Source organism: Methanohalophilus sp. RSK (genome assembly GCF_003722075.1).
Classification (GTDB): domain Archaea; phylum Halobacteriota; class Methanosarcinia; order Methanosarcinales; family Methanosarcinaceae; genus Methanohalophilus.
Window position 1 is genome coordinate 1 of sequence record NZ_RDSK01000007.1, and the last position, 15,817, is coordinate 15,817.

The 15,817-nt window shown below is 40.3% G+C and carries 18 protein-coding genes; 14 read left to right on the plus strand and 4 right to left on the minus strand.

What is annotated here, in order from left to right; genetic code table 11:
• Positions 1-106 precede the first annotated feature (106 nt).
• Positions 107-535 carry a hypothetical protein gene (locus EFE42_RS02810; RefSeq protein WP_123135829.1) on the minus strand — a complete coding sequence of 143 codons (429 nt, stop codon included), beginning with the start codon at positions 533-535 and terminating at the stop codon, positions 107-109.
• A gap of 428 nt (positions 536-963) precedes the next feature.
• Between EFE42_RS02810 and eif1A the strand changes: the two genes are divergently transcribed.
• From eif1A to EFE42_RS02875, 13 genes are all read left to right on the plus strand, one after another.
• Positions 964-1,299: a translation initiation factor eIF-1A gene (eif1A, locus tag EFE42_RS02815; protein ID WP_072560409.1), complete on the plus strand. Its 336-nt coding sequence runs from the start codon at positions 964-966 to the stop codon at positions 1,297-1,299.
• Positions 1,300-1,500: 201 nt separating this feature from the next.
• Positions 1,501-2,577 (plus strand): KamA family radical SAM protein, encoded by a 1,077-nt coding sequence (locus EFE42_RS02820; protein ID WP_123135830.1) that lies wholly within the window; start codon positions 1,501-1,503, stop codon positions 2,575-2,577.
• Between the two features lie 380 nt (positions 2,578-2,957).
• Positions 2,958-3,440 (plus strand): MarR family winged helix-turn-helix transcriptional regulator, encoded by a 483-nt coding sequence (locus EFE42_RS02825; RefSeq protein WP_123135831.1) that lies wholly within the window; start codon positions 2,958-2,960, stop codon positions 3,438-3,440.
• A gap of 219 nt (positions 3,441-3,659) precedes the next feature.
• Positions 3,660-5,984, plus strand: coding sequence for an RND family transporter (locus tag EFE42_RS02830; RefSeq protein WP_255419050.1), 2,325 nt, complete (start codon positions 3,660-3,662; stop codon positions 5,982-5,984).
• The gene (locus tag EFE42_RS02835) at positions 5,981-7,081 is read left to right on the plus strand and encodes a COG1361 S-layer family protein (protein WP_123135833.1); all 1,101 of its coding nucleotides are present in this window, start codon (positions 5,981-5,983) and stop codon (positions 7,079-7,081) included. The genes EFE42_RS02830 and EFE42_RS02835 overlap by 4 nt, the downstream gene beginning before the upstream one ends.
• Before the next feature lie 23 nt (positions 7,082-7,104).
• Positions 7,105-8,202: a COG1361 S-layer family protein gene (locus EFE42_RS02840; RefSeq protein WP_123135834.1), complete on the plus strand. Its 1,098-nt coding sequence runs from the start codon at positions 7,105-7,107 to the stop codon at positions 8,200-8,202.
• Positions 8,203-8,351: 149 nt separating this feature from the next.
• The gene (locus tag EFE42_RS02845) at positions 8,352-9,578 is read left to right on the plus strand and encodes a translation initiation factor IF-2 subunit gamma (protein ID WP_123135835.1); all 1,227 of its coding nucleotides are present in this window, start codon (positions 8,352-8,354) and stop codon (positions 9,576-9,578) included.
• Positions 9,575-9,940: a DNA-binding protein gene (locus EFE42_RS02850; protein ID WP_072359204.1), complete on the plus strand. Its 366-nt coding sequence runs from the start codon at positions 9,575-9,577 to the stop codon at positions 9,938-9,940. Before EFE42_RS02845 ends, EFE42_RS02850 begins: the two co-directional genes overlap by 4 nt.
• A gap of 79 nt (positions 9,941-10,019) precedes the next feature.
• Entirely contained in the window at positions 10,020-10,583 is a 564-nt protein-coding gene (locus EFE42_RS02855; protein WP_123135836.1) for a DNA-directed RNA polymerase, read from the plus strand.
• Between the two features lie 15 nt (positions 10,584-10,598).
• A complete protein-coding gene (gene spt4, locus EFE42_RS02860; RefSeq protein WP_072359208.1) occupies positions 10,599-10,784 on the plus strand; it encodes a transcription elongation factor subunit Spt4 in 186 nt (61 codons plus the stop codon).
• Between the two features lies 1 nt (position 10,785).
• Positions 10,786-11,376, plus strand: a complete 591-nt coding sequence (locus tag EFE42_RS02865; protein ID WP_123135837.1) for a GTP-dependent dephospho-CoA kinase family protein — start codon at positions 10,786-10,788, stop codon at positions 11,374-11,376.
• Entirely contained in the window at positions 11,357-11,665 is a 309-nt protein-coding gene (locus EFE42_RS02870) for a 30S ribosomal protein S24e (protein WP_123135838.1), read from the plus strand. The genes EFE42_RS02865 and EFE42_RS02870 overlap by 20 nt, the downstream gene beginning before the upstream one ends.
• Positions 11,666-11,674: 9 nt before the next feature.
• Entirely contained in the window at positions 11,675-11,821 is a 147-nt protein-coding gene (locus tag EFE42_RS02875) for a 30S ribosomal protein S27ae (RefSeq protein WP_013036965.1), read from the plus strand.
• A 6-nt stretch (positions 11,822-11,827) separates the two neighbouring features.
• Here the strand turns inward: EFE42_RS02875 and EFE42_RS02880 are convergent, their stop codons facing one another.
• Genes EFE42_RS02880 through EFE42_RS02890 form a run of 3 tightly spaced genes read right to left on the minus strand, consistent with a single transcriptional unit; the run spans position 11,828 to position 15,270 of the window.
• Positions 11,828-12,223, minus strand: coding sequence for a response regulator (locus EFE42_RS02880; RefSeq protein ID WP_123135839.1), 396 nt, complete (start codon positions 12,221-12,223; stop codon positions 11,828-11,830).
• The gene (locus EFE42_RS02885; RefSeq protein WP_123135840.1) at positions 12,213-14,480 is read right to left on the minus strand and encodes a histidine kinase dimerization/phosphoacceptor domain -containing protein; all 2,268 of its coding nucleotides are present in this window, start codon (positions 14,478-14,480) and stop codon (positions 12,213-12,215) included. Before EFE42_RS02885 ends, EFE42_RS02880 begins: the two co-directional genes overlap by 11 nt.
• The gene (locus EFE42_RS02890; RefSeq protein WP_123135841.1) at positions 14,473-15,270 is read right to left on the minus strand and encodes a winged helix-turn-helix domain-containing protein; all 798 of its coding nucleotides are present in this window, start codon (positions 15,268-15,270) and stop codon (positions 14,473-14,475) included. The genes EFE42_RS02885 and EFE42_RS02890 overlap by 8 nt, the downstream gene beginning before the upstream one ends.
• A gap of 315 nt (positions 15,271-15,585) precedes the next feature.
• On the opposite strand from EFE42_RS02890, the gene EFE42_RS02895 reads away from it, so the two are divergent.
• Positions 15,586-15,817: B12-binding domain-containing protein (locus EFE42_RS02895; RefSeq protein ID WP_199724072.1), on the plus strand; the 232-nt coding region annotated here is incomplete at its 3' end.

Below are 15,817 nucleotides of genomic sequence, written 5' to 3' on the forward strand. Positions count from 1 at the left end.
TATCTTAATATGTACTGTTTGCTTAAATGGTTTGTGATAAAATTAAAAATACTACGAGGAGGGGTACGATTCATCCTATGACTAAAGTCATAGGCTTTCTCTACCCCTACACCCCATTAGTCGTAAATTTAGCAATTGATCTGTGCAGACCATGGATGCTGAAATCTTTCCCCAGATACATCATGGGGCATTTTCCCTTGATTATCTGTATATCAGGATCCCTCATCTTCTCGATTCCTGGTGTTTCGGTACGCCAGTGTATCCAGAAATTAGAAAATCCTCTGTTTTTGAGGGCTTGCACAAAGTCTGCCGGATCAGAGGTTGTGATTCCCAGTACAGTATTTTCTACATTGTCTGGTATATCATCAACACTTTTTATGTCTCCTTTATCAGGGTTAGTTGATAAATCAAAAATGTACACTTCTTTTCCTCTTTTAGTGAGTTCGTCTATGGTGTACTTCATTGCCGGCTTGGTATTGTCAGTTATTATTACAAAGGATTGTTTTTCCCAGAACTCTTCCCTTTCGTTGTCCATGTAAATCCCTCCCATCAAATAATATTGTATTTCTGCTTAATAACAGATATTGGTTTTAGAATGTACAGATATGTATTATATTAGAGCAGATTAGACAGAATAGTGGAAAATAGGATTGATGTTTATCTTTACTTTCTGTTAACCAGTAAACAGTGATTCAAATGCAATAAATATATTACAATTGTAGGCTGAATGTGGCTTGTTAGTTCTTGTTTTGTTACTTATTTTCAATTTCAACTAATTAATATATTTCAATTTTTATTTTACTCTGTTCAATTGGATTTAAATATGTTGAATGCATATAGAGCAACGTTGTGATTGCATAATTTATTATCAGAAATAGGGTTTGTTTTGAGGATAATTCGCATTAATTCCGTCTACTGATCACTAAATAAAATTTCTTCATAAAATCTAAATGAGGTATCAATCTGGCTTATAACAACTATAATAAAAAAAAGAATAAGAATAAACAGCAGAGCGAGGGTGCACAATTTACTAAAGTCCGGACTCCGCGTAAGGACAGGAATGAAATTGTTGCTACAGTATCCAGAATGCTTGGAGGCAAAAGGCTTGACCTTCAATGTATGGATGGCGTTGTAAGAATGGGAAGAATTCCCGGTTCCCGTAAAAGACGTATGAGAATACGTGAAGGGGACGTGGTTCTTGCTGTACCATGGGACATTCAGGATTCAAAAGCCGATGTTGTCTGGAAATACAGAAGACAGGAAGTCGCCTGGCTTCAGAAAAAAGGTTATCTGAAATAATTTTCTCTTAATGTGTTGCAGGGATGGAGCGTTTTTTCCATCCATTCACGCAATTCACTTTTAAATTGGATCCCATTTGGGCTTGTCCGGGTGTTTTTATTTTGTCAAAATTTGAGCAAAACATCTTGTTCTATTTAGAAATATCTACCATAAACAATATATTTTATGACTATTATCTCTTGATAAGGAGTATTCACTATAATGAGTGAAGAATGGAAAGATCAAATTACTAATCAAATAAATTCTCTTGAAAAGCTCGAAGAAATAATAAATTTAACAGAATCTGAAAGGGAAGCCATAAAAACCCTTGATACACACTGGGGTACTACACCTTATTTTGCCTCCCTTATGGACAAGGATGATCCGGAGTGTCCAATCAGGAAGCAGGTTGTCCCATCCCTTCAGGAAACTCACAACAGGTATGGGATGAAAGATTACCTTGTCTGGAAAGAAAACAGGGCCACCGATGAAGTACGGCCTGATAGTATAGCCAGGCAGTATAAGGACAGGGTTGCATTCACGGTTTTCCAGGAATGTGGTATCTATTGTCGCCATTGCTTTAGGAAAGAACTGGTTGTGAGTCATGATCTGAAACTGGATTTTAATGTGGATGATGGTATTGAATGGATTCGTCAGCATCCGGAGGTCCGGGACGTTCTGGTAACGGGTGGGGATCCTCTTCTTTTATCGGATGAAAAGATTGAATATATTATTGGAAGTCTTCGGGATATTCCTCATGTTGAGATGATCCGTATTGGCTCACGTTTGCCTATTGTTTTGCCTCAAAGGATTACTGATAATCTGAAAAGGATACTGGGTGGATACCATGATGTACCAATTTGGCTGAATACCCAGTGCAATCATCCCAAAGAGATTACTGATAAAACAAAACGGGCGGTCTATGATCTTGTATCTGCAGGTGTTAACGTAGGTAATCAGGCAGTATTGTTGAAAGGCATAAATGATGATGTGCAAACCATAAGGGATTTGCATCAGAAACTATTGACTGCAAGAATCAGACCATATTATCTGTTCTACTGTGAACCTGCACCGGGAATCGATCATTTCCGTACTCCTGTAGAAAAAGGTGCGGAATTGATACGCGATGGTCTGCGTGGGCACACAACAGGACTTGCTCAGCCAATGTATGTAATTGCAACCAACGTTGGTAAAATTCCTTTGATGCCGGATTATTATATGGTAGATAAAGATGAGGAAAAATATGTTCTCAGGAATCATCGAGGTGAATTAACGGAAATCCCGAATATACCCGAGTAAAAAGGAAATGTTTCTTCAGGTTATATGGTGTCAGCTTGCTGGCACCAATGATCTATACTATTTATATATTTCTTATAATTGTCTATTTTTTAATTCATTAATAGGCTCTATTTTATTTTCAGTTTTAATTACTTTTATTTTGGGTCTGCCTGCGCGACAAGTATATGTATCAGAATTGATCTGTAGCACTCGCTCCAAACGGGAGGGATTCTGCTTGTATCCCTCCCCCAGTTCATTTACAGTTGTTCATAATCTTCTACGCTTGTCAAGGCATTCTCTATTCTGTCAATTATACACGGGTTAAATTTATATTTCATTATTCTAATTGTTCGATAAACCGACTATTTGTAATATGAAATATGCTGTGGAGTTGTTGTTAATTGGAAGATGTTCATTCATCTATTAAGGAACTTGCAGAACTGAAACTGGAATATGATATTATATCTAGAAAAGTTCTTTATGATGTTATGGAAAAAATTTTTTATAACAAGTCTGAGCCGTTACCAAATTTGAAAAATCGCAATCATGCAATCCTTATCCTCGGTCGGGAAAAGGAGATGATGCCTTCCACTCTTGCCAGGTTCCTGAACCTGAAAAAAAGCAGCGTGACAAGTATTATTGATTACCTTGAGAAAGACGGTCTGGTAAAAAGGACAGCAGATCCCATGGACCGGAGAAAAATATGGATATCCCTTACCTCCTCAGGTTACAGGTATATGGATGTGCTTGAAGGCTGTGTTGAGAAAATTGTTAATGTTATGCTTGAAGGGCTTGAAGAGGATGAAATTGACGAAATGCTGGAAAGCATGCGTTCGGTAGTAAACCTGGAACGAAAAATATCCGCCTACGTTTCAGATAATTAATATAATTGGTATAAATGGAGCATTTCTATTAATAAATGAGAAATTATATATAGAATCATTGCATGGTCCAGTCCGTCAATCTATAGTCAGGCACTCGTATACAAGAAATCCAACATATTTGATTTTTAATTTATAAGCTGCATAAATAAAAAGGAGCGATTCCCTATTAAAAACATCTTTGAGAAACTGGGTATTTTCATAGAGGATCATGCGATTGCCATTCTGATAATTGCAATGTTACTTGTTCTTGTTTCATTTGAAGGTGCTCAGCTGATCAAGATGGAATCGGGTACAGAAACATTTGTAGATAAAGATTCGCAGCTGTACCAGAATTATGATCACCTTTATCTGAGCCTTTTCAGTAAGGAAGCCATCGTTGTTATGGTGGAAGGGGGTGATGTACAGGACAGGGCTTTACTGGAAGCTATTGACCGCCTGGACAGGATGTCGTCTTCTATACCGGGTGTACTGAGTACGCAAAGCGCTTCTTCGGTTGTAAAGGAAGCCAACAAGCTGGAAAACGGAAGATTTGAGATCCCGCAAAATGATGAACGGTTGTCCGAATTAATTCCTTATATTCCATCTTCCCTGTCTCCGGATAAAACCCATACACTTGTTTATATTGAAATGGCAGGGGATACCAGTGAGATTCGAAAACAGGAAATTCTTAGTGAAGTTGAAACATCGGTAGACCTGGCAGAGTTCCCTCCCGGGTACAATTTTATCGTCACCGGTGATCCTGCCTTTGAAATAGGGATGAATAAGGAAATGATATCCAGTATGGGTGTCTTACTCTTGCTCTCTGTCTTTTTAATGGTCATTGTTCTCTATCTTGTATTCAGACATGTAAGATGGAGATTGATGCCCCTTGCAATTGTGCTTCTGGGAATAATCTATACATTCGGTGCAATGGGTTATCTGGGTATACCCATGACAATGGTTTCCATGGCAGCGTTTCCAGTACTTATTGGTTTGGGCATTGATTATGCCATACAGTTCCATAACCGCATTGAAGAGGAACTGGAAAGAGGCGAATCTCCCCGGGAAGCGGTTATCGACACGATCAAACATACAGGTCCGGCTGTCATGATTGCGCTTACAATCACAGCACTCGGTTTTGTTTCCCTTGCAACTTCTACAGTGCCTATGGTACAGGATTTTGCAAAACTTCTTCTTATTGGTGTGTTTATGTGTTTCCTGTCCTCTCTTTTTGTAGGTGTGACTGTTATATACGGGCTTGACATCTTTGCAAAAAAAAGACAGGAAAAGGCAAAGAAGCACCATGTTGACTCCCTTCGTCACAGGCTTATCATGCGCAGGTTCAAAAAATCTGGTAAAAAGCAAACCACTACAGATTCAGGCGGCTTTATTGACAATACCCTGCGTTCGGTTGCGACTTTTACAATGAAACATCCCGTTCCTGTACTCATAATTGCAGGTTTAATCTGTGTAAATGGTCTCTACGCAGATACCTTTGTGCCAATTCAGACAGACACTGAAACATTTGTGCCGCAAGACATGCCTGCCCTGATAGATCTTCAGCATCTAGGGGATATTACAGGTGGGGATGATGAGCTCAATGTAATCATAAAGACTTCAAATATTGCAGATCCGGAGCTTTTACATTGGGTCGATAAGTTCAGTCAGCATGAAGTTGATAATCGTGATGATGTTTATGCAGCAACAAGTCTGGCTTCTCTTGTCAAATCGAATAATGGTGGAGTGCTTCCGGATTCAGAGGAAGGGGTGAGGCATGTTCTTTCAGAGATTCCAGATTCATCAAAGGAGCGATACATTAGTGGCCAGAATATAATGGTTGTCAACCTCAACATTGGTGATGCTATGAGCGGTCTGGGACTGGAAGGTATTGAAACTCTTGCCAACGTTATTGAAAACGATATTCAGTGGCTTGCTCCTCCTCCAGATGTAAGCGTAACAATCACGGGTCATTCTTTTGTGTTTATCGAGGTCATAGGTGCCCTTACATCTGGACGGATTTTCATGACATATCTGGGTCTTGGAATGGTTTTTGCCGGTCTGCTTGTAATATACAGAGATTTCCTGAAAGCCTTTGTACCCGTCATAACTATGTTTATGGTAATTGGGTGGACTGGAGGGCTTATGTACTATCTGAATATGGAATATACGCCGATGACCGCGACCCTTGGAGCTCTGATATTGGGTGTTGGTTCGGAATATGCGGTGCTTATGATGGAGCGCTACTTTGAGGAGAGGGAAAAAGGTGCTCTACCTGAAGCAGCTATGTGCGAAGCCAGTGTTAAGATCGGCAAGGCTATCGTTACTTCCGGGTTGACCACACTATTTGGTTTCCTGGCACTGGTTGCTTCTGCTTTTGGTATTATAAGCAGTTTTGGTATTATTACTGTAATCGATGTTGCCCTTGCTCTGATTGCTACATTTGTCATATTCCCTCCCGTAATTGTAACCCTGGACAAATGGAGGGATAAACACAGAGCAAAAAAAGCAGGGCATAATCTGACTCCATCTGCAAATAATCTTCAAACAGGGGTTGATATCACATGAGTAGAACCCAACACAATACAAATAATTTCAGAAGACAAATGGTCTTTCTGTCCCTGATCTCAGTAATACTGCTTGCAACTCTATTTATTGGTGTGACTACGGCCCAATCAAAAGAGTACATTCCCCCAACTTATGAATATACTACAAATTATTACCGGGGATATGGTGTGCCGGATATTCATGCTTCAGTAGTAGGGGACACTCATTTTGATCGGGGTGAAACAGCCAATGTCAATATTATTCTCTCTAACAGGGGTATTTTGCATGGCTTTAAATCCGTCACAGACGTGGAGGATGATAAGGCTGAACAAGCTCTTGCCATGAAAGAGCTGGAATATGAAACAAAACGCACAATTGCTTACGGTATAAAGACCAGTCTTGTTTCTCCCACTGGTTATATAGAGATCGATTCTTCGACCAATGACCAGACCCTGGATAAATTGGTTCCCGGGGATTTGCCCTCGCGTTCTATGACATTCACGATTGAAATTTCGGAGAATGCTCCAGCAGGGGACTATATACTCTTCCTCCCTGTAAGTTATGAGTATCAGGAGGATGTCCGTATGACAGATGGCCGGACTATTCAGCTAGGTCTGCCTGATATGGATCATGCTACCTATCATAATAATTCGAATAAAACTCTGCAAATACCTATCCACATAGAAAAGGAAGCGGAATTCGAAGTAGTTGATGTTGCTGGAAATCTGGTTGCAGGCGAGGAAAGCGTAATACAGGTAACGTATCGCAATGTTGGTGAATTGACTGCTGATGGTGCTCTTGCCAGGGTGATCGTCATGGATCCCCTAAGTACCGGCAGTTCTACTGCATTGCTGGGTACCCTTGAACCTGGTGAAGAACACACGGTTTCATTTAACGTGAATTCAGACGTTATGGCTGTTGTCAAGGAATATGCAATAGACAGTGAGATACGCTATATCGATGAGGATGGGGATTACGCATTTTCGGATAACATTAAAATAAATGTTCCAATGCAATCATCAGATGAATGGATTAGTATCACCCAGATTTCACTTTTATTGACTTTTTTGATAATCATATATCTGGTAGTTGACAGTATCCGTAAAAAGAAAAAATAACTCTGTAAAGGAGAGGAGTGACCATGAATACAAGAAATTTAATAATAGGAATAATTGCACTGGGAATATCCCTGATGTGTCTGATTCCGGCCTCATCTGCCGGGTTCATCCCGCAGAATAATGCCTTGCCTGATAATTTTGATTTTAGTGATAACTATTACACTGTATATGGCGGCCCCGATGTAAGCGCAAGCATCATTGGTGACGATGAATTTTATCGTGGTGATACCGTCACGTTGAATATCAATCTTATGAATAAGGGGTTGATTACAGGTTTCAGGTCTGAAGAGGATGATGATCCGGTAGACGCACTTGATCAGAAACTACAGCAACAGGAAATGTCCTATGAATCACAACGGACAACTGCGATTGGTATTGTGGCAATTCTTACTTCTCCTGACCCAAACGTAGAAGTAAAATCCGGTCCTCAGGAAGCCGGCTCACTGGCTGCCGGTGAGCAGACTACCTCTCCTGTTATGTTTAATGTGGAATTTTCGGACAATGCACCCTCCGGAGAATACCCGCTGATTCTCAGTCTTTATTATGGCTATCAGAAGAATGTCCAGGTTTCCGGTGATAATGAAACAAGTCTTGGTGTCACAAATATGGATGTGGGGCTATGGTATGATGTGGGTTCCCAGAATGTCACCATTCCTGTAAATGTGAAAAAGGAAGCACAATTTGAAGTTACCAATGTTTCCGGGCAGCTGGATATAGGCGAGGAAGGACTGCTGCATGCTACCTATACCAATACGGGTGATGAACCCGTAACGGATGCCATTGTTCGTATAAGTGCCGCTGATCCCTTCAGTACCACGGATGATCAGGCATACCTCGGTGAGCTGGATTCCGGGGAAAGTGCCGTTGCGGTATTTAAACTAAAAGTAGGGGATACTGCAATTGAAAAACCATACGCCATAAACAGTGAAATCAAGTATGAGGACACTAAAGGCCATGAACGTGTTTCAGACAATGTGAAAATCAAGACACAGGTATCGGCTTCATCCAATACCTATACAGGTGGAATGATGTTACCTGTAGCCCTTGTTATTGCAGCATTGGTTATAGGTGCTATTGTGTTGTATATGAGGCGTAAGCCAGATAAAAAACAAGACGAGTGATGTTTTTATCACTCCTCTCCTTATTTTTGTATAATCCTGTTTTGACAGCAACATTTTTACGTAATTAGAATTATTAAGTGTTTCACGTTCAATTCATCTTATATCAACTACATTTCTACTTTAGTCCCAAAAGGGAGGGAAATTAAAAATTGAGTCAGCCTTGTGTTAATATCGGCATGGTAGGTCATGTCGATCATGGAAAAACCACTCTTGTACGTTCATTGTCCGGTGTATGGACTGATAAGCATAGTGAAGAACTGAAAAGAGGTATCTCCATCCGTCTGGGTTATGCAGATGCAACTTTGATGAAATGTCCCACCTGCCCTGAACCACGGTGTTATTCAGTAAAGAAAGAATGTCCACACTGTGGCGCAAAAACAGAACAAGTCAGAACCATATCCTTTGTAGATTCTCCTGGGCACGAAACACTGATGGCTACGATGCTTTCAGGTGCAGCCATAATGGATGGTGCCATTCTTGTCATTGCCGCGAACGAGGAATGTCCCCAGCCACAAACCAAGGAACATCTCATGGCTCTTGACATCATTGGTATAAAAAATATTGTCATAGTCCAGAATAAAATTGATCTTGTAAACAGGAAAGATGTCATAGAGAATTATAAGCAGATAAAGGAATTTGTCAAAGGCACGGTTGCAGAGAATGCTCCAATAATCCCGATTTCTGCCCAGCAGGATGTCAATATCGATGTACTTATAGATGCAATGGAAAAAATGATTCCGGCTCCTGTTTATAAACTTGATAAAGAGGCGAGAATGCTCATTGCAAGATCTTTTGACATAAATCGGCCAGGTCTTCCTATTGACCAGATATCAGGTGGTGTTATCGGTGGTACCCTTACGGAGGGCACATTGAAGGCTGGTGATGAGCTGGAAATAAAACCAGGCAGGAAAGTTGAAAGTGAAGGTGCCATCCACTGGGATCCTATTCATACAAAGGTAACTGGTATTATAGCAGGTACGACTCCTGTTGATGAAGCCACTCCCGGAGGTCTTCTGGCAGTGGGTACTGAGCTTGACCCGGATCTGACAAAAAGTGATTCCCTTACCGGACAGGTAGCAGGTAAACCCGGGACATTACCCAGTACCAAACATTCTTTTACCCTCAGGTTAAAACTGCTTGAACGTGTTGTCGGAGTGGATGATGAAGGAGAAATTGGCCAGATCAAGACAAGTGAACCCCTTATGCTAAATGCCGGCACAGCCACAACTGTGGGTATTGTAACAAGTGCTAGGGAAGATGTTGCCGAGGTCAATCTTAAAAGACCCGTTTGTGCAGACATTGGTTCAATGGTTGCCATAAGCCGCAGGATTGGTTCCCGATGGAGATTGATCGGTATCGGGGTAATTGAGAATTGAAGGTTATCATTGATACAAACGGGATAATGCTTCCAGCACAATTTGGTGTGGACATATTCACAGAACTCAGGAGACTGGGTTTTGACCAATTCCTTCTTCCCACAGCGATCCTGCACGAACTTGATGGCCTTGTAAGACGTTGCCGGGGTAAGGATAAAATGGCTGCAAAATTAGCTATTTCATTATCCGAAAGATGTGATATTATAGAAGGAGAGGGATTTGCGGATGATGTGATTGTCCGTCTTGCACCCGTTTATGATGCAGCTGTATTGACCAATGATATTGGATTACAGCAAAGATTGAAAGAAAAGGAAATACCTATTGTAAGGCTGAGGCAAAAGAACAAACTTGATTTCCTGTAATCAGGATAAATAGCACAATGATTTATAAGGGATGAGAAGTTCTGATATTCTTATATAATGATATTGCGGAGATAATTATATGTACAAGAGGATGAAGCTTGTTGATACAGTCCGGGTCGCTCCCAGTCTCCTTGCCGATGATGTAAGGGTCAGTGTCAAAAATGCTCTCAAGAATAAACTTGAAGGGCGAGTTGACAAAAAGATCGGCTCTGTTGTAGCGATCACTGATATTGATGAGATTGGTGAAGGTCATATTCTTGTAGGAGATGGCGCAGTCTATTATGATGTTACTTTTGAAGCGATCATGTTCATACCGACGCTGCAGGAAGTAATCGAAGGTGAAGTTGTTGAAACCGTTGAATTTGGAGCTTTTGTCAGCATAGGTGCAATGGACGGTCTTCTGCATGTTAGCCAGATCACAGACGATTTCATGTCCTATGATGGAAAGAATGGAAGGTTGATCAGTAAGAACGTAAGTAAAGCTCTTTCAGAAGGCGACCGCGTAAGGGCTCGCATAGTGGCTGTTAGCATTAATGAAAGGGAGCCACGTGACAGTAAGATCGGTCTGACAATGCGACAACCTGCTCTGGGCAAGCTGGAATGGCTCGATGAACAGAGAAAACCCACTGTAGCAAATAAATAATCAGGAGTTCTAGTTATGGTTGAATCTGTTTGCATGGATTGTCACAGGCTTGTTGCAGGTCAGGAATGCCCGGTTTGTGGCACCACTAACCTTAGTAACGATTGGAGCGGACTTTTGGTTATAGTGGACCCTGAAAAGTCCGAAATCGCAAAAAAGATAGGGGTTACGATTCCTGACAAATATGCTTTGAAGGTGCGGTAATTTGGGTGGAACGATTTCGATACCCGCATCCCTGCGTCCTTTGTTACGTAAAAAATTTGGAGTCCTTTACAAAGGACCCGGTGAAGAAAACATTGGAAAAGTATCAAGGGATCTTGATGACCCCATAAAACTTATATCTGTAGGTGATGTTACTACGTTCCACTTGCTCAAATCAAATATTATTCCAGATATACTTGTAATCGATGATAAAACTCATCGCCAACCTGCTTGCGAGCAGATGATCACAGGTACAAAACAATCAGGTTTCAAGGAACTGGTTGTAAATAATCCCGCCGGTTCAATTACAGAAGAACTGGTGGATGCACTTGCGGAAGCACTAGATTCAAATCGGCGAGTCAGGATATTTGTGCAGGGAGAAGAGGATCTTGCATCTCTTCCTGCAATAATGATGGCCCCTGTAGGATCCGTCGTTCTCTATGGACAACCTGATGAAGGTATGATGTTTGTCCGGATTACTGCTTCCAAAAAGGAAGAGATGACAGAACTAATTGACAAGATCATTGATAAACAGCATTGTAAAGAAGAATTATACACTATGTGGAGGAAGTTGTATGGATATCAGCATAATTGAAGAGAAGATCAACACTCTTCTAAACAGAAAGGAACTGAATTTCAATGTGACTTTTGAGGGACCAACACCTGCAAGGAATGACGTTAAATCAAAACTTGCAGCCATGCTGAATGTGCCTATTGAACTTATTATAGTCCAGGACATGAGAAACATGTTTGGTAAACAGGAATTATCCGGTTATGCCAGGATCTATGAAGATGCGTCCCGCATGAAAGAAGTTGAAAAGGGATATAGCCTCAAAAGAAATGAGATTCCAGAACCTGAAGCAGAACAAGCAAGTGAAGAGTAAGGTGGTTACATGGCTGTAAAAGAGTATTATAAAGTAGACGGCGATAATATCGAACGTACCAGACAGTTCTGTCCTCGCTGCGGTGAAGGTGTATTCCTTGCCGAACATAAGGACAGGTTAACCTGTGGTAAATGTGGCTATACTGAATTCAAATAAATATTTTCACTCTTTTTTTTCTTTTTCTTTCCTGTAATTATCCAGAGCTAATTTTATAGTACTTTGCAGGGATTTTTCCTCAAAGGGCTTCATAATATAGCCGTAGGGATTTGTTCTTTTTGCCCTTTCGAGCATTTTATCATCCGAATAAGCTGTAAGGTATACTACAGGGATGTCCATTGTGTCATATATCTTTTCAGCTGCTTCAATTCCATCAATTTCACCTTTCAACATTATATCCATAAGTACAAGGTCCGGAAAAGTGATTTCAGCTTTTTGTATAGCTTCTTCACCTGAAGCTGCTATGCTGGGCACCCTGAAACCCATTCCTTTGAGCATTTTTTTTATGCCAAGGGCTACTATATTTTCATCTTCTACCACGAGAATTTTTTCACCTGACATATTTGCCCTCTGTTATTTCTTGATTATTTTCCTGAAAAATAATTTCAAATCTTGTGCCTTGTGATGTGTCTATTTCTATTGTTGCATTTATCTGTTGTGCAAGTGTATGGACAAGCAAAAGGCCAAGGGAATCCGTATCTTCAAAATCAATTTCATCCTTCATTCCGATACCATTGTCACTGACAATCAATTTGTGATGGTCATTTATTTTTTGAAGTTCGATTAATATAGTGCCTTTACCTTTATCAAAAGCATACTTCAATGAATTGGATACAAGTTCATTTATAATGATTCCGAGCGGAACGGCTGTATCCATTCCCAAAAATATGTTTTCCACATTAATTTTTATATCGACTTCACTTTTTTCAAGTACATAGGATTGGGACAGATAATTGATAAGATTTTTGCTATAGTCTGCAAAATCGATGCTTTCCATATCCTTTGACTGGTAAAGTTTCTCATGTACAAGAGCCATTGTACGAACTCTGTCCCTGCTATTGTTGAAAGCATCCAGCACATCCTCGTCCCTAAATTTTTCAGATTCAAGATACAATAGTGTGGATATAACCTGAAGGTTATTCTTTATCCTGTGGTGTATTTCTTTTTTTCGTATATCTTCAATTTTAAGAAGGGCTTCTTCAGCTTGTTTCCTTTCATCGATATTAACGATTACACCTTGGAGATATTTCACATCATGGCATTTGCCTTCCAGTTCAGAAACCTGACTTTCGGTGTCATTATTTTTATTAATCATATTGTGTATGATCTCATGATGCTCTCTCTGGATGAAGGTACGCTCATCAACCCATCGGGCTTCACCATCCTTTGTCAATATCCTGTACTCTATATTGAACTGGGTTTCCTTGCCGGAGAATATTTCTCCTAGTTTTGCCTCGACCTCAGGCAGGTCATCCGGATGTACAATATCTCCATAATCAAGGCCATTCGGTCCGAAATCTTCCGGAGAATACCCAAACTGGGATATGTTCTTTGATACAACTTCAACAGGCCAGTTCTTTTCTGCTTTCCATTTAAAAACAATTACCGGGCTGTTGTTGACAACCTTTTCCATCTCTTCTCGTAACTGACTGGCATTCTCAAGAGCATTGAGTATATCATTCAATCCTTCAGGTATTTCCCGGAAATCAATATCTACGTCTGTTTCGGCTCTTTCATCAAGTTTACCTCCGATCGCAGCATCAGATATGTCCTTAAAATCGTTCACTATTTCATTTATCGGGCCTGTCACCGATCTGGTAATCAGGATTGCAACAGCTCCCATGAATATCAATGATATTGAAGAAATCAAAAGTAATCTGTTCCTGAGGTCTGTCACTCCTGCAAGCATCTCATCCTTTGGTACCACCAGGATAAATGCAAAATTTGAAGTTTTTATTGGTTCATAGAACATGACCACATCTTTGCCGGTGATGGGATCGATTGTTTCAATATAGCCACTCTTGCCGAGTTTTATTTCATCAGCCATGCGTGTAATTTCCGGCACACCGTAGTCATAGAGGGTTTTTGCTCCCACCAGTTCTTCATCTGTAGGATGGGATATGAGAATCCCGGTATTTCCGGTCATAATCGCATAGCCGGTATCAAAGGCTTTTACATTGTTTACTACTCCATTCAGATGATTCAGGGATACATCGACACCCCCGATGCCAATAAACTCGCCCTCTCTCATAATGGGTGTGACATAACTTACAATGAATACACCCTCATAGTAATAGGGTTCAGTAACTATATCCCGCTTTAGTTTTTTTGGCAGCTGGTAGTATCCAGATGTTTCATAATCAAGTAGTGGGTCAAGTGTTATATTTCCCGATATCCTGTTCCAGTAGGGAATAAATCTCCCGGTTTCATCATGACCGGTTGTGTTTACATACCTACTATCCATACCATCAAAAGCATTGGGTTCAAAACAAACATAGGTTCCCAGCAAATCAGGATTTTCTTCCAGAAGCTTTAGCAATATATTGTTTACTTCTGTACGGTTTTCTGAATGGTACTGTGTAAGGGAATGGGCGATCGCCTCTCCTGTGACCTGATTTGATCGCATTTCAGTATTAAACTTATTGGCATAATTTTTTGCCTTCTCTATTGATTGCTGGTATGCCAGTTCCTCTTCCTGGGTAGTCACTGTTGAAATAATTACTGCAGTGGATGTAATCAGTACCACAAGTATCCCTACCAGGATAAAAAACACAAGTTTGGATTTTAGTGGTACATTTTTCCATGCCATTTCAATCATTCAGTTCGGGAAAATCCCAGTCTATTAGAGTTGATTTCTGTCGGAAGTGATCATATAATTCAGTACCCCATTGAAGTGCACTTGAATCAAAACTCATTATTTTCTTGTGATCGTACATATCATTCTTATTGAAGAGGCAGAGATAAAGGAACCTATCTGTTACAACGGATGTTAGATTTACTTCGTTGCAAATGTAGAGATTGGTATGTTCCCTTTCAACAATGTGGCGGAATTTATCAGTATGTTCTTCTCTCATCCGCTTGTAAATTGGTTCAGTAAGTATAATGTCTATTTGAACGCCGTTATTTGCCAGTTCATAATATAGATCGGGATAGAGAGGATGGAAATAGGCCATTATTGTCATAACTTTGTTAGATTTGATAAGATTCTTGCTGAATTCCTCGGGCAGGTCAAAAAGATGGTTCATATCCGGCTCTATTACCATACATTCCCCTATATCACCCAGCCGTGAATCAAGTTCTTCCGGAATTGAACTTAAATCCCGGGTTGCCCAGTAGTCATTATTTTCCTCTATGACTCCCAGGGTTTTCAACAGTGGGATCATGTTTTTTACTATAATTTCTCCTATATCCGAAAGCTGATAGACCCTGTCCTCTTCAATGATTAGGTTTTGTTCCCTGAGTATTTTTATCTGGGGCATCATTGCTTTGGATGTAACATTAAGGGATGTTTTGATCTGGTCTATATTTCTGGGTCCTTCCATTAGCAGTAAAAGAAGCCTTTTCCTTTTTTCAGAGAGCCAGATAGTATCACTCAATGATGATTGCATACATTCACCTTTTAGTTAAGGGGGTTAAACTTCTTTTGTTTATATTATTTATATTATTTCAGAACAAGGTCCATTAAAACGAGGTTATGTATTTTAAAACCGTTATAATTTCCCATGCCACTGGTAATTACTTATGTCCCTTGACAAATCTCATAGGGTTTGCTTATTCATTTATCTTTCGCAAATTCGATGCAACTCAGGCTATATACAATTCATATCCTCTTTTTCATGAGAGTAAGCCGATTTAATCGGTGGTCTCTGAATCTCTATGGAAAGGAGGTTGTAACTACGTCAAAAGAAGAATTATACAAAGAACTGTCTGATGCAATTGTAAGTTGCAAGAAGGACCAGGTTCTTGCTGCTGTCGAAAAAGCCCGTGGTGAACTCGAGGCTCCCGACATCATTGAGAATGGTCTTGCGGCAGGTATGAATGAAGTCGGTACCCTTTTTGAAAGGGGTAAATTATTCCTTCCACATGTTATGATGGCTGCAGAAGCCATGCAGGCCGGTGTGGACGAACTTAAAGACGATATGCCTGAATCATCCG